The 2133-nt window shown below is 70.3% G+C and carries 1 protein-coding gene; it reads left to right on the top strand.

The annotated features are described in order from the left end of the window. Window positions 1-12 precede the first annotated feature (12 nt). Window positions 13-2133 (top strand): condensation domain-containing protein (locus JHAT_RS33370; protein ID WP_290439831.1); only part of this gene is annotated, 2121 nt, incomplete at its 3' end.

Below are 2133 nucleotides of genomic sequence, written 5' to 3'. Positions count from 1 at the left end.
GAGAACCGAAGCGTGGTGGACTACCTCTCCTACACCCGGCGGACGTACTCCGCTGCCGAAGGCGTCGCACTGGTCCACTCCCCGGTCGCGTTCGACCTGACAGTGACCGCTCTCTACACCCCTCTGGTGACCGGAGGCCGGATCATCCTGGCCAGCATCGAGGACGAGGACGAGCAGACGGCGGCCCTCCTCGGCGAGACGCCCACCACCTTCCTCAAGGCGACGCCCAGCCACCTGCCGCTGCTCGAGAACCAGCCCGCGGGCTACTCGCCGACCGGACACCTGCTGCTCGGCGGCGAAGCCCTGCACAGCGAGACGCTGCGCAAGTGGCGTGAACAGCATCCCGACGCGGTGGTCAGCAACGTCTACGGCCCGACGGAATCCACGGTCAACTGCACCGAGTTCCGGATCGAACCCGGTCAGACACTTCCCGATGGGGTGGTGCCGATCGGCCGCCCGCAGTCCAACGCACGGGTGTTCGTGCTGGACGGTGGTCTGGAGCCGGTGGCTCCGGGTGTGGTGGGTGAGCTGTATGTGGCCGGTGCGGGTCTGGCTCGTGGGTATTGGGGTCGTGCGGGTCTGACGGCGGAGCGTTTCGTCGCCTGTCCGTTCGGTGGTCCGGGTGAGCGTATGTACCGCACCGGGGACCTGGTGCGGTGGCTGCCGGACGGGAACCTGGTGTTCGTGGGCCGGGTCGACGACCAGGTGAAGGTGCGGGGCTTCCGCATCGAACTGGGTGAGGTGGAATCCGCGTTGGCTGCCTTCCCGGGAGTCGACCAGGCGGTGGCCATGGTCCGTGAGGACCGTCCCGGGGACCGGCGTCTGGTGGCCTATGTGGTGGCGCCGGGTGTCGAGGCGGGGGAGGTCCGTGCCTTCGCGGGTCGTTCGCTGCCGGGTTACATGGTGCCGGCGGCGGTCGTGGTGCTGGACTCACTGCCGCGGACACCGAACGGGAAGCTGGACCGGCGGGCTCTGCCGGTTCCGGACTTCACGGGCTCGGGTGGGGGCCGTGCGGCGCGGACTCCGCAGGAGGAGATCCTGTGCGGGCTGTTCGCCGAGGTGCTGGGCCTGGACCAGGTCGGGGTGGACGACAACTTCTTCGACTTGGGTGGGCATTCGCTGCTGGCGACGCGTCTGGTGTCCCGGGTGCGGTCGTCCTTCGGTGCGGAGGTGGCCATCCGGGCGTTGTTCGAGGCGCCGACGGTGGCGGAGCTGGCGTTGCGGGTGTCGGGTTCGCCCGGTGCGCGGCGGGCGCTGAAGGCGGTGGAGCGTCCCGAGGTGGTTCCGCTGTCGTTCGCGCAGCGCCGGCTGTGGTTCTTGAACCGGATGGAGCCGGAGTCGGCCGCCTACAACATCCCCGGCGCGCTGCGGCTGACCGGCGCGGTGGATCGTGAGGTAGTGCGTACCGCACTGGACGACGTGGTGGCGCGCCACGAGAGCCTGCGGACGGTGTTCGCGGAATCCGCTGACGGCGAGCCGTACCAAGTCCTGGCCGACGTCCGGATGGACGTGCCCGTCGTCCAGGTCGACGAGGCCGGTCTGCTGGGGGCGTTGTCGGCCGAGGCGGGCCGGGGGTTCGACCTGTCGGTGGACGCTCCGCTGCGGGTGACCCTGTTCGACCTTCCCGGTGACGAGTTCGTGCTGTTGTTCGTGCTGCACCACATCGCCGGTGACGGCTGGTCGGTGGCCCCGCTGGCCGGTGACTTCTCGACCGCCTATGCGGCGCGGGCCGAGGGCCGGGCGCCGGCGTGGGAACCGCTGCCGGTGCAGTACGCGGACTACACGCTGTGGCAGCGTGAGGTCCTCGGTTCGGAGGAGGACCCCGACAGCGCCATCGCCGCACAGCTCGCCTACTGGCGCGAGCAGCTGGCCGACGCCCCGCAGGAGCTGATGCTGCCGGTGGATCGTCCCCGTCCGGCGGTGTCGTCCTACCGCGGCGACGCCGTCACCTTCAGCATCGACGCGGAGCTCTACCAGGGGCTTGCGGCCCTGGCGCGGGAGACGCAGGCGAGTGTGTTCATGGTCGTGCAGAGTGCCCTGGCGGTGCTGCTCAGCCGGCTGGGCGCGGGGGAGGACATCGTCCTCGGTACCGCGGTGGCCGGTCGTACGGACGAGGCGCTGGACCGTCTGATC

The organism is Streptomyces sp. JHA26, from assembly GCF_002005565.1.
GTDB lineage: Bacteria > Actinomycetota > Actinomycetes > Streptomycetales > Streptomycetaceae > Streptomyces.
Note: the sequence above shows the minus strand (reverse complement) of the source record. Positions and strands in the feature narration are given on the sequence as shown.